The organism is Massilia sp. W12 (genome assembly GCF_037300705.1).
Classification (GTDB): domain Bacteria; phylum Pseudomonadota; class Gammaproteobacteria; order Burkholderiales; family Burkholderiaceae_D; genus JACPVY01.
This window is the reverse complement of record NZ_CP147776.1, coordinates 3,230,278-3,251,927: the sequence shown is the minus strand read 5'-3', so window position 1 is coordinate 3,251,927 and position 21,650 is coordinate 3,230,278. Positions and strand designations below refer to the sequence as shown.

The window sequence follows — 21,650 nt, the reverse complement described above, 5'->3', positions numbered from 1 at the left end:
AATCTCCGCTAATTTAAAATATATTAAATTCTCAGTAATTTTTTAATTGTTGATCAAGGGGGGGTCATATTAAATTTCACCGGGGATTGAGAAGATGAAATTTTATCTTGTCCTAACAACTGGTTGGCGCTGTAAAGTTTGGGCTGCATTGCAAATTCCAAATAACAACTCCGAAGAAACAATTTCGCCGGCATTATTGCTACGCATATGTTTGTTATAGTCGTATTTATCCCCCTCTTCTGCATGAAGGGTAACTGCAGCCATACCCTGCCAGATTGAATTGTGAATATTTATTGCACCTAACAGTATTTCTTTTTCATTGTTGCTCGATACCCGATTCTCCTTTTTGCAACGCTCGGCAATGATGTCCCACAAATCCAAAACCCTGTCCCAGTTTGCGGCAGTGGCGATCATTTTAACCAAGCCGATTTGATCTGATGTGCGCTGTTTCCCTAACCAGAGTGTTTGGAGTTCCTCGTCTCCAGCCAAAATTTCCAGCATTTTTAATTGTTGTGCAAGTTCGACTCTTAAAGTGTCTATTTGGCGGAGGGTAGCCTCACTTTTTTTATGCATTGATGCAATGTTCGGAATTGTTGTGTCCAATCCGACCGGCGATTGTCCAGACTCTGCAGCAGCAACAGCTTGAGCGATTAAGCTCTGGATGTTTTTGTCTTGCATTAGCAGCAAACATAAATCGCCATAGGTCAATTTCTCGGAAAAAACGCGCCGACTCTCCCGAATTTTCTCTAAACGCCGCAGATCCTCATCCATCATTTCGTTTCTCCAAAAAATCCAACATTTCCACCCGGATATCCTGTTTTTGAATATTTCGCAACTGCTCCACCATGCCAATAATCTTGCCCTGAGCGCTGCCAGGCAATGTCTTAAACTTCACTTTAAGTTGTCTTATCACTTCTGGCGATAGATCCGGGCAGGGGGAGGGAATGGTTGGAAAGCTCAGTTTGCCAGCCAAATGGGCCAGTTCGTCCGGCCGGATCTTTTCCCAGAAATTGCGGAAAAAAAGGGGCAAAAAAGTCACCAGATGTTCCATGGGGGCGGCTTGCAAAGCATCCGCTCGGGCTTGCAGCGCAGCATTTTCGACTTTTAAGCGGCGAAGCCGCTCCTGCAATTGTTCAATATTTTTCTCGTGCGCATATGTTTGCTCACGCTGCGCATCGCTCAAGAGGTCGAGTCTGGATTGCAACATTGCATCAAGCAGTGGCAACAGACATTCTAAACACCACGCAGTATCCGACACAGCATCAATCGTCTGGCGCGCCACCTGTGTGCGTTGCGTCAGCGGGGCCAAGGCCAATGCTTGCACTTGGCCAAACCCGTGCGAGCTTGCGGCCTTAAAAAAATCCGGCAATGCGTTTTGACCTGTCTTGGAAAACAATAACACGATGTCGATTTGCCGCAGGTCGGCCGGGTTGTGCAGTTGTTGTTTGATCTGCTGCATCACATACGCACCGCCTTTGGACAGATGAGTGTTTTCCTCGCCATCAAGCAAGTACAGCTTCCATTTGCCATCCCGCCAGATATAACAAACCACCGTTTCAGCGATAAGAATTGTGAAGTTGATCATACTTATTCCGGTTTTGCCTGGCTTAAAAGGTGTTGTTTGGCTGCATGCAACCCGGCTTGAATACTTTGCTCATCCAGATCTGGTTGAATGGTTTTTTCCACGCCGCGCAACATCGTTTCCACATAATCAACATTGCTTATATCAAGCCTGTCGGCATAATAGTCTACTACCATGCCCACATCCTTGGTGGCTGCAAGAATAGCCATCAGGCGGCTGATGGTGAAATATTCCGGGTACTGAGTTGCAAGTACAAATAAACCGCCCATGCTGCCTTCGGGCAAGTGCAATTTGCGCTCCAGCCCAAGGCTGGAAATGGCCATTCCAGCTGCGATTTTAGTAGATGCATCGTAGTTGGCGCTTTTTTCCGGGTCTAGTTCAAAGCAGCGAATCTGCGTCATGTAGTCATCAAATTGTTCAAATTTATCCGGGGTGATCTCTTTTTCGGCTGCTTGCAAGGCGCGGTCGCCCACCTCTTCAACCTGCTCATTTGGGGAAAAGACCTCAAATAATTGCATCACCGCGCTGATGGTTTTGGCCGCCAGGTAGGCTACATTTATGCTTTGGGTTAGCACAGGTAAAATAGCTGGCAGCGTGGTGGTGCAAAATGCGGCAACGGCAGTGCCGATGGTGCTAACAGCGCCGATCAGTGCCGAGCCAAGAGCAACGAGAATACCTAACACCATGATCCCCCCGGTTTTGATTAATGCAAATGATACAGAGTGCCATTTTTCAACCAAGTGTCTATGGTGGGTAAAATGGCTGAGTTTGTCAACGACGTTTGCAGGCTCAGGCAGGCGTCGGCATCCGCTTGGACAATAAATCGCGTAAACTTCAGTAATCCGGCCTTCAAGTCAGTGTCGTTGTCCACGCTGGCATGATCCAGTAAATACGCCACCAATCCTTGCGCCAAATCCTCCCCCTGCCAAGCGCAAATAAGAACGTGGCGCGCAAGGCGGGTGGCAATGGCTTGCCGCTCAGCAACCTTGGATGGGCGCTCTTGCGCACGCAGGGGCGTCAGCGCAAGAATCAAGCTCCAAATGGCAGCAAGCTGCTCCTGGCCTTGCGCCAACTGTGCTGCATGCTCAAATAAGCCCGTGCGGGCAAGGTGGGGAAACAGCTCTTGCCGTTGTTTCCACTGGCGTTGAAGTTCTTGTTCAAGTACCTGTTGTTCGGCTATCGGGTTGCGGCTGGTGTCTGTGTTGTGATGAATTTTTAGTAGTGTCGGCGCATGCCAACCACCGCTATACATCACGGCTTCACCTGGTCGCAACAGCGGTAAAAAATCTTTTTGATCGTCGCGCATTGCCATAGCGTTACCGATCACGTCACGGTCATCGGCGGAAAACAGGCGGTGGACAATTTTGGTGTTGGTATTTTTAATCACATCCGGCACCAGCTTGTTCGGGATTTGTTCGGCAATAATCAAGCCCTCGCCATATTTACGCACTTCTGCCAACAAGTTGCAAAACATGTCCACCCCGAGTTTTTTGCTCCCGCTTTCTCCCGGTTCAGGGCGGCTTAATAGGCGGTGAGCTTCCTCAATCAGGGTCAGGTGACGGAAGGCTGGGTTGGCTTGGTGGCGTTGCTTCATGCATTCTGCCAAGCGGGTAATGATCAAGCCCATCAACAACGCCTTATCACCCTCATCCTTGATTTCATCGAGTTCAATCACGACCCTTTGATCGAGCAAAGCGTCAAAATTAGGGTGTGTTGACATTTATTTCAACCATATCATTGATGCCGCCAAGGTTACAAACGAAGAGAAACGGGTATCCAGTTTGTCGTAGCGGGTAGCGATCCGTCGAAATTGCTTAATTTTGGCGAAAAAGCGCTCAATGAGATTGCGGTTTCGATATTGGAACTGATCATAATCCCGCTGTTCTTTCCGGTTCGCCTTTGGTGGAATCACGACCTTGGCATTTTTTCCCTCAATGCAATCAATCAGTGTGTTGGCATCATAGGCTTTATCTGCCAGCACCGCTTGTGGCGCGACGTCATTGAGTAACGCGGTTGCCTGGGTTATATCGTGAACTTCTCCGCCTGTCAGGATGAACTGAACCAAATTGCCCAAGCCCTCAACGCAAGCATGAATCTTGGTGGTTAATCCCCCACGAGACCGGCCAATGGATTGCGGCCCCTTTTTTTTGCGGCTCCTGCTGCATGCTGATGCGCCCGCACGATAGTGCTATCAAGAAAAACTTCCTCAAAGTCCGCGTCCTCGCGTAGCACGGCAAAGATTTTGTGCCATACCTGCTTATCCGACCAACGCGCAAACCTCACATAGACGCTGTTCCATGGGCCAAATTCAGCAGGCAAATCCCGCCACGGGCTGCCTGTCTTTGCTATCCATAAAACAGCTTCCACAAACAGCCGATTATTCACGCCTGTTCTGCCTCTATCGCCAACCTTTCCTGGTACCAAGGCTTCAATTCTTGCCCACTGATCGTCCCGTAACATCATCCGTGCCATTCTGTTTTGCCCAAAAACAAGAATGTAAACACAAGTGGCAAAAAGTTAACAGCTTTTTTTGAAAATTCCCATCCAAAGTGCTGTTAATTGTCAACACGCCCTAATAGAATGTGCGTTATTGAGTAATTTTCCCTTGATGCCAAGGGTTAAATTGCTCAACCTGGCCAGCAGCGAACCGAGATATTTTTCTGTAAACTCTGTGCCCATTTTTTTTGCGCGCACCACACCATCCAATTCGCCCAGTAAATCGGAAAAGGTGGGCCATGCATTGCTGCCACGAGCAAACGGCTCATCGTGCAAGTAGTTGCGGCTTTGGTGGATGTGCCATCCCTTGCGTTTATAGGCATTGATGATCGCTTCTTCGACCAGATAGGGCATTGCCGCTTCCATCGGAAACACTGCCGCCAGAGTATTGGTGAGGATGGCGATATGGCTGCTCAGATTTTCACGCGGCGAAACCAGTTCAAACGGATTCAGGTAGAACGATGCCAGTTTAGGATGTCCCAAGGGAAAAATGCGTATATCTGTATCGTTGGCAAGTAAGGCGCGATACTCAGTTTTGGCCGGTTCCAGCACCAGAAATGGTTGCTTGGAAGCCTGCAAAATTTTCATGCAGGTAGTGGTTTTGCCGGAGCCTGTTACGCCACACACAAACAGGTGGCTGCGCAATTCCGTGCACGCCAGCTTGACAGATTTAAAGGCCAGAGTCTTGCCATGCTGGATCACATTGCCTAATTCGATATTTTCGTCGCCATTTGAAGGTGCGGTTTGGGCTGTAGTGCCAGGGTTAAGTGCAAAATCAACACTTTTGCGAATGGGCAGTCCTGGCAATTCCATCCCTGGTAAGCCCATCAGCAGTGCCAGTTCCTCGCTGGTGAGCCAGGTTGCGCCTTGAAAAAAGTGTGAGGTCGGACTGGCTGCTAAGGAGTGGATCAGTTCGGCTTGACGCTCGGTTTTTTGGAGCTTGCTATCGTACAGGGTGAATAACGCGCCGATGTCTCCCCCGGTATTGAAGTCGAGCGAGTGGAGCTGCAGAGGCATCATGCCCGCTTTATTTCCTTGGAAAATAGATAACACGCTATGCGCAAGACGTTGGTACAAACCTTTGGAATCGGCGCTGACATAAATTGCGCTACGGAACATGCCTTTGCTTTGCCCGAGTCGAAAACGGGGAATTTGTACCTCGCTCAGGTGTTTTTGCATCTCTTCATAGCCTTTGTCTATCATGTCGTGGCTGGTCGAAGTGCTGCTGCCGCCCGACTCAGTGTTGGTTTCCGACTTGTTGCTGCCATGTGTCACTGCATCGCTTGTGCCCTTGGTTTCTCCCCTGCTTTGACTATTGTTGTTCTCTGAATTGGTATTTGATGTATTTGTTCCTTTGGTTTTGCTGGTGGAACTGCCATGGTTGTTGGATTTTTGCCAGCCAGTGTTCTCGGCAGTTTGCACCGAACGCTTTTGCTTGGCGGACAGGTCGGTTGAAAATGCCAGAATTTGCTTCAGTATCTTGCTTGTAGTCGTTAGGTGGGTCGGTTGTGCGAGGACGATGAATTGCCAACATTCACCGGCCAAGCTATTGACCAATCGCTCAATACCTTGAGATTCTTCATCGCCACTGTTGGCATCGCCGCTGTTGAGAGAGGGCACGCCAGTAAGCAAGCCCGCGCGAGTGCGCTGCCCCAGTACGCTGGAAATATCCTGCGCCGGCGCATCATGCAATTCGGCTCCGAGGAAGTTGCCCTCAAACGCGCTTTTCAGCAATTGGCCGGACAGGGCAAGCTCATCTACTTCGTCCGCAGTTCCGACAACGCCGAGGTAAAAGCGAACCCCGTGTTGATCGCTGGCAATCATATAAACCATGGCATGATTGACCTGATTCATGTTGGCGATGACGTTGCTCATTGCTAAGCGGTGCATCAGTGGTTTAGCATTGATGATGGCTCGAATTTGGTAAAAGCGCCAAGCCAGCGGCAGATTGCCGATGGCTGCCAGCGACATGGACGGCAGTTGCCAAAACGGTGAAAGCGATGGCGGCTTGCGGGTTTGGGAATCCATTGGGGATAAAATTTCTGATCAAGCGTTAAAAAATGGCTCGCATATACCTTTGCTTTTGAGTATCTGGATTGTAGTAAGTTTTTCAAAGACTTGTCCAGTAGTGGGAAATCCTTGGTGTTACAGTGGTATTTTGCAAGCCAATTCATGACCACTCACTATGCCGTTTGAACAGATTTTGCGTATCCACAAATTGCATGATCGGCGTCAAGGCGGCAAACATTTCTTCTTTCACATTCATGGCCAGCCAATCATCGGCATCCTTGAGCGCTTCGAGGCAGGCGCGCAGTGTGCAATCGAGTGAAAAATTGCTCAAGGACAAGGTTTCTTGCTGTAGCCGCAAGTGTAATGCGGCAATAATCTCCTGATGGCTATTTGCCTTGAGCGATAATTTGTTGGAAATATAGCCGGAATAACCCCGCTCGCCCTGCAAGATGGGTAGCATAGCCCGATACAGGCGCTTTATTGCTTGCGTTGAGAGATACAGTTCCCGGCGAAGCACACCAACCTCGCTTTGCAAAATTTCAATGGTTGCGAGCAAACCAAGTTTGCGGTAGCGCTGCTCTCTTAGCAGCGGCTGGATTCGCACATCACGGATCCTGGCATATTCCGCCCATTCTGCGGCGATCTCTGCTTGTGCCCTTGCTTTGCTAAACCACCGTTTTCTCTTCAATGCATTGGCCGCAACCCAGGCCCCGACAGCTGGCAGCAATTCACTGCTGAGCCAGCGCAAAGCTTCTGCACATGACAACCATCCCCGGCTGGAGCATCCGGCATCATCAAACGGTGGATGCCATAAAATCACCACATCATCGTTAAAGCTCAATCCATCAAGGTTTTCGCGGGCATAAAAAAAACCATGGTAAGCACGATCAAAATTGGCATGCTCCCGCACCGTATACAGCTTCAAATAAAACCGGTTTTGATCAAAGATATGCCAAGCGCTCTCGCCAGCCTCCGCATCGTGCTCCCAGGCAAATTCCAGCAACATAGGCCAGACCTGCTTCGGGATGGCGCAAAGGGCGACATACTGATTTACGCCCTGACCAATGAAGGGGAAATCCTGCGCGCCCCATTCAAGCTCTTTTTGATGAAGCGCGTCAATGAATACGCCTGAAAGTTTATCTGCGGCATAGAGTAATTCCTTCACCCCCGCTATCGGCAAGCGCAGGCGACAGTTTTCCAAATTCACCATATAGCTTTCACCGGCCGGATTGTGACGCGACTCACCAAGCAAAAACGGGCGATAGGCCGGGACGTTAGGAAAACCCTCCATCCCGATGAAATTTTCCATCAACCAGGATTGCGATAGCACTACAGCCAAGCCAGAGGTGTCTGCTTTTTGAATTTCAATTGAGGCTGAGCCAGGATAAAAACGCTTTCCGGGCAGCAGTGCTAGCATATGCACCCACGGCAAGGCGATGCGCCAGTTGTCATCCACATGATGGATTGTTTCAATTTTGCCGCGCGCATCCGTGTTATCTAAATACCGCTCGGCCAGCGCGCGCACCTCGACCCGTTCATCGATCAATGCCTTATGCAATCGCTCAATAAACCCGACTTTTTGCATCCATTCATTGGCAAATGCCGAAACGGCCTCGCCTGTAAAAAATTTGCTGACGATATCCGGAAAAGGCTGTACCGCTTCAGTAAGATGCATACCCGTCCACAGTTCTGCTTCGATTTGCTGCTCTTTTAATCGTGCAGACTGTTTGTCCCACGTTTTGACCAGTTTGCCTACTGTGTCTTGCGCGATGATCAAGACAAACCGGGCGCCCGGTTGGAGCCACTTTCCGCCCAGGAACCTATCTACGGCCTTTACCATTTCTCTGGAAGAAAGTTGATGCCAGCATTTACACTCAAACACGACAAGCTGCGCCGGGTGTAATTTGGCGCGTGCAAAAATGTCGATTCCATCTTGCTTTTGCCCGCTGCCGCCAATGCGCTGACATCCGAGCAAATGATGATCTTTGCGGATCAGCCACCAACAAAATTGCTCAAATTGTGTGTCGTTCATTTGCTTGAAATCAAGGGAGTGCTGCCCGATCGGCATGGCCGTGCGAATTGGCTTCACTGCGGCATTTTCATTCAAATGAGGCGGGAAATCACTGGGGAAGTCAGGCTCTGTCATGGGTTGGATCCGCGTGAATAGTCGCACCTAAAGCCCGGTAGCTTATTACATTTCAAAAGAGCTTTGCATGATTGCCACAAGCTGCCTCTGCCCCGCCACTCTGCAAAAGGGGATAGGCGCAGCAGCGGCTGCGGGGCTTGATGCTCTCGCAGGATAGCAGCCGGTAAGCGGTGCGCTGTTGAATCTGCCTGAATCTGCCTGAATTGACCACTCATCGGCCATTTCCCGCCGCCGGTTCGTTTCTGCGCGTTTGCTTCACACTTCTTTTCATTGCTCCACATTTGCTTCACTTTTGCCGCGCAAAGTACACCCATGCATCAAGCGATGCAGGGGAAGCAGAAAAACTGGACGACAGATCAATCATTGAAAGGAAATATCATGCGCAACTTCATCCATGGCAAAGCTGGCAAATTCGCCCACAATATGATTCTGGCTGCCGCACTGGGCAGCTTGCTGGCCGGCAGTGCATATGCCGCCGCTCCGGCTGGGCCGGGCGCACAAAAGCCCGCCGCCGCCGCACAAGGCAAGTCGGCCCAGGGCGGCCAGCAGGCGCAACAAGCTCAGGGCGGCCAGGCCGGGCAGGGCGCATGCAAACCGCACGCCCCGCGTCCGGATGGTTTCGGCCTGCTGCCGCGCGGCCCCTTGCCGGATGAAACCCAACTCCTGAAAGGTCTGGAAAAAATGCTGGCCCACCTCGTGCCGGACGCCACGGATGCGCAAAAAAGCGCGATCCAAGCCCTGGCCAAAACCGCAGCGGCAGATTTGAAACCGCTGCACGAGCAAGGCAAGACGGTGGGCGAGGCGCGTGAAACCCTGTTGCTGGCGGCGGCCATTGATCGCGCCGCACTGGAGCAAAACCGTAGCGCGCACTTGCGCTTAGCCGACAGCATCAGCAAGCGCATTGATCAGGCTGACGCGGATTTTGTTTCGCTCTTGAGCGCAGCGCAGCGCGCCAAGATTGCTGAAATCATCAAACAGGCCAAGGCGCAACAAACCCAGCAAGGGCAAAGCGCGCAACAAGGACAGCAACAAGCTCAGGGTCAGCAATGCGGCGCGGCGCCGCAAGGCGGCCAACAAAGCGGGCAGCAGGCGCCGGCAGGCGTGAATGTGTCGCCTTTCGGCAAAAAATAAGCAGGTTTCTCTGTGTGGGACGGCGTTTGCAAGGGGCGCAAGCGCCGTGTGCAGTGCGGCCAGACGCGAGTCTGGCCGTTTTTTTGATGCGGCGTTTGCGCATCAAGCGCATTACGGTAGCCCCCTTGGCTTGGCAGTTTGTCCCTGCCTGATGTGTTGCGGTTGCCTGTTGCGCTCTATGCCGGTATGATTGCCCGTATAAGCCTGCCTGAGTCAGTCTGATGACCCTGCCCCTGGAGCCGCGATGAGCGAAGGTACAATTTTGTGCGTGGATGATGACCCGACCGTGTTGTCGGCGCTGCGCGCTTTATTAGGCCGGCTTGGCCCCTCATGGGTGATCGAAATCGCCGAAAGCGGTGAGGAAGCGCTCGAAATCGAAGCCGAATTGCGCGAAGCCGGCAGCGATTTGACCGTGGTGGTGTCCGATTTCATCATGCCCGGCATGCGCGGCGATGAGTTATTAGTCAAATTACATCAATTAAGCCCGAGCACAGTCAAAATCATGCTCACCGGGCAAAGCGCTTTCGATGGCGTCAAGCGCGCCATTAATGAAGCCAATCTCTACCGTTTCCTGGAAAAACCCTTTAATAATGACGATCTGTTAATGACCGTCAAATCGGCTTGCCATGCGTTTGGCCAGGAACGCGCTTTGAAGCGTCAGAATGATGAGTTGCGCACCTTGAACACCGAGTTGGAGCAAATGGTGCAACGCCTCACGCGCCAGCAGGAAATGCTGGCGCGCAGTGAAGCCAAGGCCACGATCGGCATGCTGGTCGCTTCGGTGACGCATGAACTCGCTTCGCCGCTGGGCAATAGCGCGATTGCCGCCGATATGCTGGCCGAGCAGGTGGTGCAAGTCTCCGATGCGCTGGAAAACAATCAGTTGCGACGCAGCGATCTGGATGAATTTGTGCGCAATGTCTGTTCCGGCGCCGAGTTATTGCAAAAAAACCTGGGCCGCGCCAAAGAATTGTTAATGAATTTCAAACAGGTGGCGGCGGATCAGGCCAGCGAACAGCGGCGCTGCTTTGATTTGGCGGAAGTATTGCATGAGGTATTGGCCAGCGTGGCGCCGAGCTTGCGCGGCCGCACGCAGCGCGTGCAAGCCGATATTCCGCCCGGCATCAATATGGACAGCCGCCCCGGCGCGCTGGGCCAGGTCTTGATCAATATGATTAATAACGCCATGTTGCACGCTTTTGAAGGCAAACCGGATGGCGTGTTGGAGATCAAAGCGCATTGCAAAGAAGATGAGCCGGGCATGGTCGAGTTGAGCGTGACCGATAATGGCTGCGGCATGGATGCCGATACCCTGAGCCATTTGCTGCAACCTTTTTTCAGCACCAAAATCGGGCGCGGCGGCACCGGGCTTGGCATGTCGATTGTTGACAATCTGGTGCGCAAAGCCCTGGGCGGCCGCTGGGAAGTCAGTTCCACGCCGGGGCAGGGCAGCCGCTTTGTGATTACCGTGCCCTGCATTCTTCCTTTGAATCAGGCCGCTGCATAATTTTGCGCCGCGCACCGACCCGCGTAAAGCCGGGTACAATGCGCAAATTCTTTCCTTTTTATTCTCTTTCCCGCCATGCTTGATGTCGATTTGCATTGCCACTCGAATTTATCTGATGGGGTGTTGGACCCCGCAGTGCTGGCTGCGCGGGCGCATGCGCATGGGGTGCGTCTGTGGGCGCTGACCGACCATGATGAACTGGGCGGGATTCCCGCCGCGCGTGCGGCGGCCCTTGAAGCCGGCATGCGCTATGTGTGCGGGGTGGAGATTTCGATTTCCTGGGCTGGTGAAACTGTCCATATTCTGGGTTTGCAAATTGATCCGCAGAATCAGCTTTTGCGCCAAGGCCTGGCGCACACCCGTCATGGCCGCTTAGCGCGCGCGGAAGAAATGGCGGCGCTGTTAGCGCAAGCCGGGGTGCCGGACGCCCTGGCCGGCGCACGCCGTTACGCCAGCAATCCGCAGTTACTCGGGCGCACCCATTTCGCCCGCTATATCGTTGAACGCGGCCTGTGCGCCAAAGTCTCTGAGGTATTCCAAAAATACTTAACCGAAGGCAAGCCCGGCTATGTGCCGCACCGCTGGGCCAGCATGGAACAGGCATTGCAGTGGATTCATGCAGCCGGCGGGCAAGCGGTGGTGGCGCATCCTGGCCGCTATAAATATTCCACCCTGGCGGAAGCGGAAATGTTGCAATGTTTTAAAGACATGGGCGGGGCCGGGATTGAGGTGGTGACCGGCAGTCATAGCGTCGAACAGTATGCGCACTATGCGAATATGGCGCAGCACTATGGTTTCCTGGCTTCAGCCGGATCAGATTTTCATGCGCCGGGCGAATCAAGGGTTGATCTCGGCCAGTTGCCGGCGATGCCGCCCGGCGTCAAGCCGATTTGGCACGATTGGTAACATTTTTACGCTTGCCGAAGACGGCCAGCCGCCGCATCTTCGGCCACACAGGGTGTAATGCCTGAAAACTTTGGAGGCCATCATGAAACGCATTGCTTTATTCATCGTGACTAACCTGGCAGTGATGCTGGTGATCAGCATTTTGCTGTCCATCTTCGGGGTGGCTGCGCCGGGCCGCAATTTACAGCTGGGCAATTTGCTGGTGTATTCGCTCATCGTCGGCTTTGCCGGCGCCGGGATTTCTCTGCTGATTTCCAAACCGGTGGCGAAATGGAGCACCGGCGCGCGGGTGATTGAACAGCCGGCCAATGGCCAAGAGCGCTGGCTGGTCTCGACTGTGCAGCAGTTGGCGCAAAAAGCCGGGATCGGCATGCCCGAAGTCGCCATTTACGAGGGCGAACCGAATGCTTTCGCCACCGGCGCCTTCCGCAATTCAGCCCTGGTGGCCGTCTCCACCGGCTTGCTGGAAAGTATGAATCAGGATGAAGTCGAGGCTGTGCTGGCGCATGAAGTGGCGCATATCGCCAACGGCGATATGGTGACCATGACCTTGATTCAGGGCGTGATGAATACTTTTGTGGTGTTCCTCTCGCGCGTGGTAGGCTATTTCATCGACCGCGTGATTTTGAAAAATGAGGAAGAGCAAGCCGGCATCGGTTACACCATCAGCATTCTGGTCTTGCAATTGTTGTTTGGCGTGCTCGCTTCGATCGTGGTGAACTGGTTCTCGCGTCAGCGTGAATTCCGCGCCGACGCCGGCGCTGCGAAATTATTGGGTACGCCGCAACCCATGGTGCGCGCGCTGCAACGCCTGGGCGGCATCGAAACCGCCGGCCTGCCGCAAAACCTGGCCGCCGCCGGGATTGCCGATGGCCCGGGCTGGATGGCAATGTTCTCCACCCACCCGCCGATTGAAGACCGGATCGCTGCGCTGCAAGGGCGTTGAGCACTTTTGTCCGGCGCCGGCGCTTTGCCTGCGCCGGCGCATTCGCGTACAATTGCGCTCCTTGAATAACAGCGCGCCATCCGCCAAGCCGGCGGGCGGCAAACCGCGATGAGCCAATTTTTCCAGATTCACCCCGATAATCCGCAAGCCCGTCTGATCAAACAGGCCGCCGCCATCATCAACAGCGGCGGCATTGTCGCCTTGCCTACTGATTCCTGCTATGCCCTGGTGTGTCAGCTCGATGACAAAAGCGGGGTGGAGCGCTTGCGTCGCATCCGCGATGTGGATGAAAAACATCATATGACCTTGCTGTGCCGCGATTTAAGCGAAATCAGCCTGTATGCGCGGGTCGATAACCGTCAATACCGGGTCTTGAAAGCGGCCACCCCCGGCCCTTACACCGTGATTCTGGAAGCCACCAAAGAAGTGCCGCGCCGCATCAGTCACCCCTCACGCAAAACCATAGGCATGCGCGTGCCGGAAAACAAAATCGCCTTAGCCTTGTTGGAAGAATTGGGCCAGGCCCTGGTGTCCACCACCCTGATTTTGCCGGATGAGCAGCATCCGCTGACCGATCCCGAATTTATCCGCGAAAAACTGGAAAAGAAAATCGAGCTGGTGATTGATGGCGGGGCCTGCGGTTTTGACGCCACCACCGTGATCGATCTGTCCGGCAGCGAAGCGGTGTTGGTGCGCCAGGGCCGTGGCGATCCGGCGGTGTTCGGTCTCTGAAGCGGTGAATCCGGAATTTTCCCTGCTGCAAGCAGCGCTGCTGGTGCTGCTATATGGCGTGCCGCTGCTGGCCGGCCTGATTTTGCACGAAGTCGCACATGCGCGCGTGGCGGCCTGGTGCGGCGATGACAGCGCGCGCCGCGCTGGCCGTTTCACCCTCAATCCCTTGCCGCATCTGGATCTGTTTGGCAGCGTGCTGTTGCCGCTGCTGTTTTGGTTTGGCAGCGGAGGCCGTTTTGTGTTCGGCTTCTTAAAGCCGGTGCCGATCAATCCGATGTATATGCGGCAGCCGCGCCGCGATCTGGCCTTGACCGCCGCCGCCGGCCCGTTTTCAAATTTGCTGCAAGCCTTATTATGGCAAGCCTTGGAGCTGTTGCTGCAAGGGCAGGGTTTTATCGGGGCGATGGCGCAAATCGGGGTGGAAATCAATCTGCTCTTGTGCGTGGTGAATCTGTTGCCGCTGCCGCCGCTGGATGGCGCGCAAATCGTGCGCGGTCTGGCCCCCTTGTCCTGGCTGCAACCCTGGCAAGCCCTCAGCCGCTATGCCTGGATTCCCTTGCCGGCCTTGCTGCTTTTGCAAGCTGCTGGTATCTTCGATCTGTTCGGCGTCATTCTTTTGCCCATGATCGAAGCTGTGCGTCAGCTGCTCTTGCTGATCCTGCTTCCTTTTAACTGAAAACCACATCATGTATCCTGAACGCCTTGTCTCTGGCATGCGTCCTACTGACAAGCTCCATTTAGGCCACTATTACAGTGTGCTGCAGGAATGGCGGCGCTTGCAATCTGAGCAAAGCTGCCTGTTTTTCATCGCCGATTGGCATGCCCTGGGCGGCGAAGTCGAAGCATGCGCGCGCATGGAAAAACACACCCGTGACATGTTGCTCGACTGGCTCGCGGCCGGCATCGACCCGACCCAGGCCACCCTGTTTATTCAATCCGAAGTGCCGGAACACGCCGAATTGCAATTGTTGCTGGCCATGGCCACCCCGGCCAATTGGCTGGATTTGAGCGAAGCCGCGCAAGATGGCAGCTTCGCCAATCTGGCCTATGTTTTGCTGCAGGCGGCAGACGCCTTGATTTATCGCGCATCGCATGTGGCGATGTATGAAAACCAAAGCGCGCAGCTGGAAATGATGCGGGAAATTGCACGCCGCTTTAATCATCTGTTTGGTTCGGAAAAGGATTTCGAGGAGAAAGCCGAAAGCGCGGTCAAAAAACTGGGCAGCAAGCGCGCCCGTTTATATGCCGAATTGCGCACCGCTTACCAGCAGGAGGGACGCGCTGGCGCGCTTGAGCAGGCCAAGGCCATGCTGGATGAGGCGCAAAATCTGTCGATGATAGATCGCGAACGCTTGTTCGGCTATCTGGAAGGGAGCCGCAAGCTGATTTTAGTCGAGCCGGAAGTTAGTCTGTTGCCGCAAAGCAGTTTGCCGGGGCTGGATGGCCAGCGCATGCAAAGCCGGCAGGCGAATGTGATTTGCCTGCGCGAAGACGCGGCCAACGTCGAGCGCAAAGTGCGCGCCATGCCGACCGATCCGGCGCGCGTTTCGCGCAGCGACCCCGGCGCGCCGGATAAATGTCCGGTCTGGCCCTTGCATCAGGCGTTTTCGCCGCAACAGCAATGCGGCGATGTGCGCGCCGGCTGTATGCGTGCGGTGATTGGCTGCGTTGATTGCAAACAGCAATTGGCGGCGAATATCATCGCCGCCCAAGCTCCCTTGCACGAAGCGGTGCAAACCTATCTGGATGATCCCTCGCTATTGCGCGCAATCACTGCCGATGGGGCTGAACATGCGCGCAAACTGGCGCGCGAAACGCTGCGCGATGTGCGCGAAGCCATGGGTTTGCAATATCAATTCGCCGGAGCGCCCTTATGAATCCGCATGCGCATGCCGCCCCATCCGCCTGGGTGCGCCGCTTTGCCCATCTGGTCGAATCCGGCCCGGTGTTGGATCTGGCTTGCGGCGGCGGGCGTCACACCCGCTTATTTGCGGAACGCGAATTGAATGTGATTGCGCTGGACCGCGATGCACAGGCGATTGCCGCGCTGCAAAACGATGCTGCGCTGGCAGAGAGGGTGCAGGCGTGTGTGATTGATCTGGAAGTCGCGCCACAGGAATTGGCCTGGCCTTGCGCGCCGCGCAGTCTGGGCGCGGTGGTGGTCACGAATTATCTGCACCGCCCCTTGTTTGAGCGTCTGTTTGCCAGTCTGGCGGAAGACGGCTTGTTCATTATGGAAACCTTTGCCGCCGGCAATGGCGAATTCGGCAAGCCATCCAATCCCGACTTTTTATTGCAGCCGGGTGAGTTGCTGCAGATCCTGCAAGCGCAGGGCGATATGCGGGTGTTGGCGTATGAAGATGGTTATGTGCTGGCGCCCAAGGAAGCGATGGTGCAGCGCATTTGCGCGCGCAAAGGCGGTTTTGGCGCGCGCCCCGGCCTGCTCGGGCCGCTGTGAATCGCGCGGCCTGGCGGGCCGGGTGTTTTTCTGCGTGATCTGAACTGAAATTCGACTGTGTTTGCCCCAAGCGTGCGGGGGAAGCTGTACAATCAGGGTTTTACTTTTTATGGGCAGCAGGTTCTCTATGATTAAGGGCAGCATCGTTGCAATCGTCACGCCTATGCACGCAGATGGCAGTCTGGATTATGTCAGTCTGCAAAATCTGATCGATTGGCATATTGAGCAAGGCACGAATGGCATTGTGATCGTCGGCACCTCCGGCGAATCCGCCACCGTCACGGTGGAAGAACACCAGCAACTGATCAAATTCTCAGTCGAACACGCCCGAAAACGTATTCCCATCATCGCCGGCACCGGCGCCAACGCCACGCACGAAGCGATCAAACTGTCGCAATATGCGCAAAGCGTGGGCGCAGACGCTTGTTTGTCGGTGGTGCCTTACTACAATAAACCGACGCAGGAAGGCATGTATCAGCATTTCAAAATGATTGCTGAAAATGTTGATCTGCCGGTGATTCTCTACAATGTGCCGGGCCGCAGCGTGGCTGATATGAGCAATGACACGGTGTTGCGTCTGGCGCAAATCAAAAACATTGTCGGCATTAAAGACGCCACCGGCAATATTCCGCGCGGCTTTGAGTTGTTGCGTGCGGTTCCCGCCGATTTCGCGGTGTACTCCGGCGACGACGCCACCGCCATGTGCCTGATGCTGGGCGGCGGGGCCGGCAATATCTCCGTAACCGCAAATGTGGCGCCTAACGCCATGGCGCGCCTGTGCGCGGCGGCGATGGCGGGCGACGCCAAGACTGCAGTGGCGCTCAATAATGTCTTGCTGGACTTGCACGCATTGCTGTTTTGCGAACCCAATCCGGTGCCGGCCAAATGGGCGCTGGCGCAAATGGGCAAGATTCCCACAGGCATCCGTTTGCCGCTGGTCGGCTTGAGCGAAGCGCAACATGCTCCGCTGGCTGCAGCGTTGCGCAAAGCAGGTGTATTACAATAACGCGCGCGTCAAGGCGCACTGTTCATGCGGCGGCCCATCCCGGGCCGCCTTTCATCCTGTACCGATATGAAGATTCGCAACAATTTTGGCGCGTTTGCGCACAGTTCCCGCACAGTGATCGCACTGGCAGCCGTGGTTTCGCTGGCTGGTTGCAATGCGCTGGGCAGCCTGGTCGAGCAAGACAAGGTAGATTACCGCAGCGCATCCAAGGCGCCGACCCTGGAAGTGCCGCCGGATCTGACCCAGTTGCAACGCGATAACCGCTATGCGATCCCGGATCAGGCCAGGGGCAGCGCCACAGCGTCCAGTTACAATATGCAGCAAGGCGCGCGCAGCGGCGCAGTGGCCAGCGGTCAGGTGCTGGTGACGCAATTGGGCGATATCCGCGTCGAGCGCGCCGGCAATGTGCGCTGGCTGGTAGTCAAGCGCGCGCCGGAAGCCTTGTGGCCGCAAGTCAAAGACTTTTGGCAGGAAATGGGCTTTGCCATTTCGCAAGAGTCGATGGCGGCTGGCGTGATGGAAACCGATTGGGCAGAAAACCGCGCCAAGATTCCGCAGGACATGGTGCGCAATGTCCTGGGCAAGGTCTTGGATTCGCTGTATTCCAGCGGCGAGCGTGATAAATTCCGCACCCGCCTGGAGCGCACCGCCGATGGCGGCACGGAAATCTACATCAGCCATCGCGGCGTGCAGGAAGTCTTGACCGGGGCGCAAAAAGAAACTTCGGTATGGACGCCGCGCGCGCAAGATCCTGCGCTGGAAGCGCAATTCCTGGCGCGTTTGATGAACCGTCTGGGTATCCCGGAAGACAAGGCTAAAGAAGTGGTGGCAGGCGCAGCGCCGCAGCCGGCGCAAGCCAAGCTGATCAAGAGCGATAAGGGCGCCTTTGTGGAAGTCAATGAAGGCTTTGACCGCGCCTGGCGCCGTGTCGGCCTGGCGCTCGACCGCGCCGGCTTCACCGTGGAAGACCGTGATCGCGTCGCCGGCATGTATTATGTGCGCTATATCGATCCGGAAGCCGACGCCAAGAGCAAAACTGAAAAAGGCTTTTTATCGCGCCTGTTCTCCTTTGGTTCTTCGGATAAGAAAGATGCGCCGCGTTACCGCGTTGTGGTGAAATCCGCCAGCGGTGAACTCAGTCAGGTTTCGGTCTTGAATGCAGAAGGGCGTGAAGATAAAAGCGCGACCGCAGATAAGATTTTGGCGCTGCTGACAGATCAATTGAAATAAAAGCGCTGTTAAGCACATTCAAAAAGCAGGTTGGCGACAACCTGCTTTTTTTATTTGCTGTCGCAGAGTTGGGTTGGATTAAATTTGTGCGGCGCAATATCCACTTTTGCTGACATAGAGGCACTGCGCCATGCTGACATCAAGTTGGAAGCGAGAATAAAACGGCAGCGCCTGAATGCGTGCCCGAAAAAGAAGCTGCGGCCGGCTGAATTGGGCAGAATGTGGCGCAGAGGCGGAATTGATGAGGTTGGGAGAAACAAAAAAGCCGGTCAGTGACCGGCTTTTTTGGAAGCAATCAAAGATTACTTGGAAGCCGATGCGGAAGCGGCAGCCGGTGCGGAAGCAGCCGGAGCGGATGCGGAAGCAGCCGGAGCGGAAGCAGCCGGAGCGGAAGCAGCCGGAGCAGGAGTGGCGGCAGCGTCAGCAGCCGGAGCAGCCGGAGCGGCCGGAGCCGGGGTCGGGGTGGCTTCAGGAGTCGGAGTGGTCATAGCCGGAGCGGAAGCAGCAGCGGAAGCGGATGCGTCAGCAGGCGGTTTTTGACCGCAAGCAGCCAGAGCAGCAGCCAACATGGAGATCATCAGAAGGGATTTTTTCATGGGTTTTCCTTGGTTAATTCAAAAACAAGCTTGAAAGCTCAGAACAAAACGGTGCGATGAATAATTACCGGTAATTATCGCTCTATAGGGCGTTCCGGTTGCTGCTATAGAATCTTTCGGCAGATGTTCATGCTGAAGTTCTTATAGCGCATCGGTACCTTCCTAACCCGCAATTATAACAAGAACTTGTGCAACGCAATAGCCCGTAGAGCAGTTTCTCTAGCGGATTTGCGCACAAACAACAGGAAAATGCATTCCGTCGTGCAACAAGTCTGCACCTTGCGGGACGGGCATTGTAGCAAAAAAAATTCCTTTGTGCCTCAGATTCCGCTACTAAATACCGGCAAACATGGATGGCATGCATCCCACAGCTGGCGCCAGCGCTCCAAAGGCGTAAAACAGGCTTCCGGTGTGCTGAATACGGCTTCGCCGCGCATGTGGTCTGCGTGGTAGCGCCGCACGATGTGGCGTTGGTCTGCAATACAAAATGAGTCGCGCAATTCACGCAGCTTGCGCGGCGTCTGGCGCGTCTCACAGGCCAGCGGAAAAGCCTGCACGGTGCGCAAAAAATGCGGGCAGCGTTGCAGATAGTGCGTCTCATGCAGCGCCAGCTTGATGCGGGCATCAGGCCGACGCAGGAAAAACGCGCGCAGCAATTGCGCCATCTGCGCAGATTCCAGGCCCCAGAACGCAAAATCCGGGTCGAGGCAAAGCAATTCATACTGCGCCGTTTCCACGGCGCGGGACAGGTGCAGCTTGAATTCGCGCAGCGTGTCAAATTTCCCGTCCTGCGGCGCGCTTGCGCCAGCAAGATCAGGGCTGTGCATCGTCCTCTCCGGCGGGGCAGAACAGCCAGCCTTCGTCATGCCAGCTGTGCAGCGCCTCTTGCACATCCTGCCCGGCAGCGCGCACCTGCGCTGCGCTTAAGCGGCGGTGATTGGCCAGGTTTTGCAGCAATGCACTGTCGTTTTCCGGAATCTCATACGATTCGCCATTGATAAACAGGGTGTCATCGGTGTACAGCATCTGCGATTTGCGCGACAGGCGCACACCGCTGGCCGATGCGCGCGCCAGGAATGCGTCAAACGCAGAAGTTTCCTGCGGCGTGTCAAACCAGACGCCGGGCTTGGCTTCGGTCAGATATTGGCCCAGAAACACCGTGATATCCTCGCTGGTGAAGCGCATCTTATTGATTTCGCGCGTCACCTGCTTGAGCATCGCCGGGCTGATTTCGGCCACATGCTTGACCGGTTTTAAATCCGGATCGGCATATCGCCCCGGTAAATCGATTGAATCCAACATGAATTGCAGAAACTGTTCTCCCAATTCCTGGAAGGAAGGGGCGCGGAAACCAATTGAATACGTCATGCAATCGCCAAGCGCCACGCCATCATGCGCATAATGCGGCGGCAGATACAGCATATCGCCCGGCTCCAGCACAAATTCCTGTTCCGGGGTGAAGTGTTGCAGGATTTTCAGCGGCAAATCCGGAATCAGATCCAGATTTTTTTGCGCGCTGATGCGCCAGCGCCGTTGTCCATGCGCTTGCAATAAAAACACATCATATGAATCAAAATGCGGCCCGACTCCGCCGCCATCGGTGGCGAAGCTGATCATTAAATCATCCAGCCGCGCCAAGGGCAGGAAATTGAAGCGGCGCATCAGCGCATCGCAGGCGTCATCGTGCAAATTCACGCCTTGCACCAGCATGCTCCATTCGCGTTTATCGCGCGCCGGCAGGCTGGTCAGCGGGCCGTGCTGCAACTGCCATTGACCATCAAAAGCGCTGACTAAACGGCTTTCCACATCTTCGCGCGCAGCCATTGCCGCCAAGGCCTCCGGCCCGATTGGCGCTTGAAATCCGGGAATCGCCTGGCGCACCAGCAGCGGGCGTTTTTGCCAGTATTCGGCCATGAAACGGGCGGGCGTGATCTCGCCCAGCAGGGAAGAAACTTGTTGAGTGGTGCTCATAGTAAAAATCGAAAAAGACGGGGAGAAAGAGCTGCACCATACCGCAAAACGCTGTGTGCGCACAGGTTTTTTACGCCTGCGCGCGCAAATATTCCAGGCTTCAGCCGCGCATGCGGCGTGGGCGGCGTATAATTCTGCAGCTGTAAACCATGACGAGGAATCAAGATGAAGATTGCCAAAAATACGGTAGTGACTGTGCGCTACAAGTTGTCAGATGCCCAAGGCAATCTGATCGAAGATGGCCGCGAGCCAATGGTGTATTTACACGGTGATTATGAAAACACCCTGCCCAAGATTGAAGAAGCGCTGGACGGCCAGCAAGCCGGTTTTTCCACCACCATCCAGGTTGAGCCGGAAGATGCATTTGGCGAATACGATCCGGAATTGGTGAAGTTGGAACCGCGCCACCGTTTGCCCAGCCCGCTCGAAGTCGGCATGCAATTTGAAGGGTTGCCGGAAGGCGCTGAAGATGATGAAGATGCGGTGATTTTCACCGTCACCCGCATCGTTGACGATATGGTCGAACTCGATGGCAACCACCCGCTGGCCGGCATCGCCCTGCGTTTCTTCCTGGAAGTGGAAGAAGTGCGCGCCGCCACCGATGAGGAAATCGCCCACGGCCATGTGCATGGCGCGCATGGACATGATCACGATGACGACGATGACGAAGGCGAAGACGGCGACGAAGTCCGCACCGTGCGTGTGCACTGATTAAAAAACAGGTTGTCAAGGCCCGACGGATAGATGAAAAACCCCACTTTTTCACGAAAGTGGGGTTTTTCTTTGGCTCACATTGGACACGGCCTGAAGCGCAGACCATCTGACAAAATTGCCGACTGCAAGACAGAATAGGGAAGCGCCGTGTTTTGATGCGCCTGGAGCTGGATTTCTGTTGGCGCGACAGCGCAGCCGTCTCTTGCGAGAAGCCTTGTA

General features: G+C 54.7%; 20 protein-coding genes and 1 pseudogene. 11 read left to right on the top strand and 10 right to left on the bottom strand.

Features of this window, described 5'->3' with window-relative positions; all coding sequences use genetic code 11:
* Positions 1 to 102: 102 nt before the first annotated feature.
* The 7 genes and pseudogenes from V8J88_RS12940 to V8J88_RS12910 all read right to left on the bottom strand — a co-directional run bounded on the left by V8J88_RS12940 (position 103) and on the right by V8J88_RS12910 (position 8,234).
* Positions 103 to 774 carry a hypothetical protein gene (locus V8J88_RS12940; protein ID WP_338844542.1) on the bottom strand — a complete coding sequence of 224 codons (672 nt, stop codon included), beginning with the start codon at positions 772 to 774 and terminating at the stop codon, positions 103 to 105.
* Positions 764 to 1,585 carry a hypothetical protein gene (locus V8J88_RS12935; protein WP_338844541.1) on the bottom strand — a complete coding sequence of 274 codons (822 nt, stop codon included), beginning with the start codon at positions 1,583 to 1,585 and terminating at the stop codon, positions 764 to 766. The genes V8J88_RS12940 and V8J88_RS12935 overlap by 11 nt, the downstream gene beginning before the upstream one ends.
* A gap of 2 nt (positions 1,586 to 1,587) precedes the next feature.
* Positions 1,588 to 2,268 (bottom strand): hypothetical protein, encoded by a 681-nt coding sequence (locus tag V8J88_RS12930; protein WP_338844540.1) that lies wholly within the window; start codon positions 2,266 to 2,268, stop codon positions 1,588 to 1,590.
* A gap of 17 nt (positions 2,269 to 2,285) precedes the next feature.
* Positions 2,286 to 3,302 carry a hypothetical protein gene (locus V8J88_RS12925; protein ID WP_338844539.1) on the bottom strand — a complete coding sequence of 339 codons (1,017 nt, stop codon included), beginning with the start codon at positions 3,300 to 3,302 and terminating at the stop codon, positions 2,286 to 2,288.
* Positions 3,303 to 4,042: pseudogene (locus V8J88_RS12920) on the bottom strand (IS5 family transposase).
* Positions 4,043 to 4,144: 102 nt separating this feature from the next.
* Positions 4,145 to 6,106 carry a hypothetical protein gene (locus V8J88_RS12915; RefSeq protein WP_338844538.1) on the bottom strand — a complete coding sequence of 654 codons (1,962 nt, stop codon included), beginning with the start codon at positions 6,104 to 6,106 and terminating at the stop codon, positions 4,145 to 4,147.
* A 142-nt stretch (positions 6,107 to 6,248) separates the two neighbouring features.
* Complete coding sequence (locus tag V8J88_RS12910) at positions 6,249 to 8,234, bottom strand: restriction endonuclease (RefSeq protein ID WP_338844537.1); 1,986 nt, start codon at positions 8,232 to 8,234, stop codon at positions 6,249 to 6,251.
* 378 nt (positions 8,235 to 8,612) lie between these two features.
* Here V8J88_RS12910 and V8J88_RS12905 point away from each other — a divergent pair, with 378 nt between their 5' ends.
* The 10 genes from V8J88_RS12905 (at position 8,613) to bamC (ending at position 18,150) form a co-directional block, all read left to right on the top strand.
* Positions 8,613 to 9,365, top strand: a complete 753-nt coding sequence (locus V8J88_RS12905) for a Spy/CpxP family protein refolding chaperone (RefSeq protein ID WP_338844536.1) — start codon at positions 8,613 to 8,615, stop codon at positions 9,363 to 9,365.
* Between the two features lie 244 nt (positions 9,366 to 9,609).
* Complete coding sequence (locus V8J88_RS12900; protein WP_338844535.1) at positions 9,610 to 10,872, top strand: hybrid sensor histidine kinase/response regulator; 1,263 nt, start codon at positions 9,610 to 9,612, stop codon at positions 10,870 to 10,872.
* A 75-nt stretch (positions 10,873 to 10,947) separates the two neighbouring features.
* Positions 10,948 to 11,778, top strand: a complete 831-nt coding sequence (locus V8J88_RS12895; RefSeq protein ID WP_338844534.1) for a 3',5'-nucleoside bisphosphate phosphatase — start codon at positions 10,948 to 10,950, stop codon at positions 11,776 to 11,778.
* A gap of 82 nt (positions 11,779 to 11,860) precedes the next feature.
* On the top strand, positions 11,861 to 12,724 hold the full coding sequence (htpX, locus tag V8J88_RS12890; RefSeq protein WP_338844533.1) for a protease HtpX: 864 nt from the start codon (positions 11,861 to 11,863) through the stop codon (positions 12,722 to 12,724).
* A gap of 108 nt (positions 12,725 to 12,832) precedes the next feature.
* Positions 12,833 to 13,456 carry an L-threonylcarbamoyladenylate synthase gene (locus tag V8J88_RS12885; protein ID WP_338844532.1) on the top strand — a complete coding sequence of 208 codons (624 nt, stop codon included), beginning with the start codon at positions 12,833 to 12,835 and terminating at the stop codon, positions 13,454 to 13,456.
* Entirely contained in the window at positions 13,428 to 14,132 is a 705-nt protein-coding gene (locus V8J88_RS12880) for a site-2 protease family protein (RefSeq protein ID WP_338844531.1), read from the top strand. Before V8J88_RS12885 ends, V8J88_RS12880 begins: the two co-directional genes overlap by 29 nt.
* Before the next feature lie 10 nt (positions 14,133 to 14,142).
* Positions 14,143 to 15,333: a tryptophan--tRNA ligase gene (locus tag V8J88_RS12875; protein ID WP_338844530.1), complete on the top strand. Its 1,191-nt coding sequence runs from the start codon at positions 14,143 to 14,145 to the stop codon at positions 15,331 to 15,333.
* Positions 15,330 to 15,914 carry a class I SAM-dependent methyltransferase gene (locus tag V8J88_RS12870; protein WP_338844529.1) on the top strand — a complete coding sequence of 195 codons (585 nt, stop codon included), beginning with the start codon at positions 15,330 to 15,332 and terminating at the stop codon, positions 15,912 to 15,914. The genes V8J88_RS12875 and V8J88_RS12870 overlap by 4 nt, the downstream gene beginning before the upstream one ends.
* A 127-nt stretch (positions 15,915 to 16,041) precedes the next feature.
* On the top strand, positions 16,042 to 16,920 hold the full coding sequence (gene dapA, locus V8J88_RS12865; protein WP_338844528.1) for a 4-hydroxy-tetrahydrodipicolinate synthase: 879 nt from the start codon (positions 16,042 to 16,044) through the stop codon (positions 16,918 to 16,920).
* Positions 16,921 to 16,986: 66 nt separating this feature from the next.
* Entirely contained in the window at positions 16,987 to 18,150 is a 1,164-nt protein-coding gene (gene bamC, locus V8J88_RS12860; RefSeq protein ID WP_338844527.1) for an outer membrane protein assembly factor BamC, read from the top strand.
* A gap of 302 nt (positions 18,151 to 18,452) precedes the next feature.
* On the opposite strand, the gene V8J88_RS12855 is transcribed toward bamC, so the two are convergent.
* The 3 genes from V8J88_RS12855 to V8J88_RS12845 all read right to left on the bottom strand — a co-directional run bounded on the left by V8J88_RS12855 (position 18,453) and on the right by V8J88_RS12845 (position 20,717).
* Complete coding sequence (locus V8J88_RS12855; RefSeq protein WP_338844526.1) at positions 18,453 to 18,746, bottom strand: lipoprotein; 294 nt, start codon at positions 18,744 to 18,746, stop codon at positions 18,453 to 18,455.
* Positions 18,747 to 19,066: 320 nt separating this feature from the next.
* Positions 19,067 to 19,573 (bottom strand): hypothetical protein, encoded by a 507-nt coding sequence (locus V8J88_RS12850; RefSeq protein WP_338844525.1) that lies wholly within the window; start codon positions 19,571 to 19,573, stop codon positions 19,067 to 19,069.
* Positions 19,560 to 20,717 (bottom strand): cupin domain-containing protein, encoded by a 1,158-nt coding sequence (locus V8J88_RS12845; RefSeq protein ID WP_338844524.1) that lies wholly within the window; start codon positions 20,715 to 20,717, stop codon positions 19,560 to 19,562. Before V8J88_RS12845 ends, V8J88_RS12850 begins: the two co-directional genes overlap by 14 nt.
* Before the next feature lie 165 nt (positions 20,718 to 20,882).
* Here V8J88_RS12845 and V8J88_RS12840 point away from each other — a divergent pair, with 165 nt between their 5' ends.
* A complete protein-coding gene (locus V8J88_RS12840; RefSeq protein ID WP_338844523.1) occupies positions 20,883 to 21,428 on the top strand; it encodes a peptidylprolyl isomerase in 546 nt (181 codons plus the stop codon).
* The last annotated feature ends 222 nt before the right edge of the window (positions 21,429 to 21,650 follow it).

Excerpts from the sequence above, each read along its gene's own strand:
- V8J88_RS12895 (WP_338844534.1), top strand. The coding sequence starts at position 10,948 with ATGCTTGATGTCGATTTGCATTGCCACTCGAATTTATCTGATGGGGTG.
- V8J88_RS12875 (WP_338844530.1), top strand. The coding sequence starts at position 14,143 with ATGTATCCTGAACGCCTTGTCTCTGGCATGCGTCCTACTGACAAGCTC.
- V8J88_RS12925 (WP_338844539.1), bottom strand. The coding sequence starts at position 3,302 with ATGTCAACACACCCTAATTTTGACGCTTTGCTCGATCAAAGGGTCGTG.
- V8J88_RS12850 (WP_338844525.1), bottom strand. The coding sequence starts at position 19,573 with ATGCACAGCCCTGATCTTGCTGGCGCAAGCGCGCCGCAGGACGGGAAA.
- dapA (WP_338844528.1), top strand. The coding sequence starts at position 16,042 with ATGATTAAGGGCAGCATCGTTGCAATCGTCACGCCTATGCACGCAGAT.
- htpX (WP_338844533.1), top strand. The coding sequence starts at position 11,861 with ATGAAACGCATTGCTTTATTCATCGTGACTAACCTGGCAGTGATGCTG.
- V8J88_RS12840 (WP_338844523.1), top strand. The coding sequence starts at position 20,883 with ATGAAGATTGCCAAAAATACGGTAGTGACTGTGCGCTACAAGTTGTCA.
- V8J88_RS12940 (WP_338844542.1), bottom strand. The coding sequence starts at position 774 with ATGATGGATGAGGATCTGCGGCGTTTAGAGAAAATTCGGGAGAGTCGG.
- bamC (WP_338844527.1), top strand. The coding sequence starts at position 16,987 with ATGAAGATTCGCAACAATTTTGGCGCGTTTGCGCACAGTTCCCGCACA.
- V8J88_RS12870 (WP_338844529.1), top strand. The coding sequence starts at position 15,330 with ATGAATCCGCATGCGCATGCCGCCCCATCCGCCTGGGTGCGCCGCTTT.
- V8J88_RS12910 (WP_338844537.1), bottom strand. The coding sequence starts at position 8,234 with ATGACAGAGCCTGACTTCCCCAGTGATTTCCCGCCTCATTTGAATGAA.
- V8J88_RS12915 (WP_338844538.1), bottom strand. The coding sequence starts at position 6,106 with ATGGATTCCCAAACCCGCAAGCCGCCATCGCTTTCACCGTTTTGGCAA.
- V8J88_RS12885 (WP_338844532.1), top strand. The coding sequence starts at position 12,833 with ATGAGCCAATTTTTCCAGATTCACCCCGATAATCCGCAAGCCCGTCTG.
- V8J88_RS12935 (WP_338844541.1), bottom strand. The coding sequence starts at position 1,585 with ATGATCAACTTCACAATTCTTATCGCTGAAACGGTGGTTTGTTATATC.
- V8J88_RS12905 (WP_338844536.1), top strand. The coding sequence starts at position 8,613 with ATGCGCAACTTCATCCATGGCAAAGCTGGCAAATTCGCCCACAATATG.
- V8J88_RS12900 (WP_338844535.1), top strand. The coding sequence starts at position 9,610 with ATGAGCGAAGGTACAATTTTGTGCGTGGATGATGACCCGACCGTGTTG.
- V8J88_RS12930 (WP_338844540.1), bottom strand. The coding sequence starts at position 2,268 with ATGGTGTTAGGTATTCTCGTTGCTCTTGGCTCGGCACTGATCGGCGCT.
- V8J88_RS12845 (WP_338844524.1), bottom strand. The coding sequence starts at position 20,717 with ATGAGCACCACTCAACAAGTTTCTTCCCTGCTGGGCGAGATCACGCCC.
- V8J88_RS12855 (WP_338844526.1), bottom strand. The coding sequence starts at position 18,746 with ATGAAAAAATCCCTTCTGATGATCTCCATGTTGGCTGCTGCTCTGGCT.